General features: G+C 70.0%; 1 protein-coding gene and 1 pseudogene. Both read right to left on the bottom strand.

From position 1 onward, the window contains the following. Positions 1 to 190, bottom strand: a pseudogene (locus EHS43_RS45385) (hypothetical protein); the annotation flags it as partial. Between the two features lie 33 nt (positions 191 to 223). Next, positions 224 to 814, bottom strand: a 591-nt coding sequence (locus EHS43_RS45380) for a TetR/AcrR family transcriptional regulator (RefSeq protein ID WP_260471036.1), incomplete at its 5' end; no start/stop codon positions are given.

Genomic DNA, 814 nt, shown 5'->3' with positions numbered 1-814 from the left:
ACCTCGGGACCTCGCGGCCGTCGACGCGCAGGGCGCCGACCTCGGTGAGCGGCACGCCGAGGGACTCCACGACATGGCCGAGGGAGGAGAGGCCGTCGGTGGTGACCGGGGTGGCGCCGCCGCGCCGTCCGTGGGGTACGAACAGGGCCAGTTCGGGGGCGAATTCGACGTGGATCTCGGGTGCGCTCACCGGGTCAGGATGACATGCGGGCGGGTGGTGGTCTCAGGGCTTTTTCGGGGGGAGCCCGTGTTCCAGGACCTTGAGGGCGCGGTCGGTGAGGCCGAGCAGGTCGTCCTGCATGCCGTGCTCCGCCCAGTACTGGTAGACCTCGGTGAGACCGCCGATCAGGGACATCGTCTGGACCCGTACCTCCAGGTCGTCGGCGTCCCGGCCGGTGCGTTCCGCGATGGCGGCGGAGAGCAGCCGCCCGGTGACGGACATGCTCTCCATCATGCGGGCGCGCACCGCCGGCACCTGGATCATCAGGCGGGCGCGCAGCCGGGTGACCTCGCTGTCCACGTAGGAGAAGGCGAGGGCGCGGTGCAGGATGTGCCGCACGGACTCCATCCACGGCTCGTCGGCGGGCCGGGCGCGCAGTTCGTCCTGCATGACGCTGTCGTACTCGTCGGTGAGGACGATGTCCTCCTTCGTGGGGAAGTAGCGGAAGACCGTGGACGGCGACACCTCGGCGCGCTCGGCGATCTGCTCGACCGTGGTGGCCTCGTAGCCCTGTTCCTCGACCAGCGCGTACGTGGCCTCGCGGATCGCCGTCCGGGTCTTGATCTTCTTCCGCTCGCGAAGTCCCAGCTGGGA

This window comes from Streptomyces sp. RP5T (assembly GCF_003933965.1).
GTDB lineage: Bacteria > Actinomycetota > Actinomycetes > Streptomycetales > Streptomycetaceae > Streptomyces.
The sequence above is the reverse complement of the archived record's forward strand: the minus strand, read 5'-3'. Positions and strand labels throughout refer to the sequence as shown.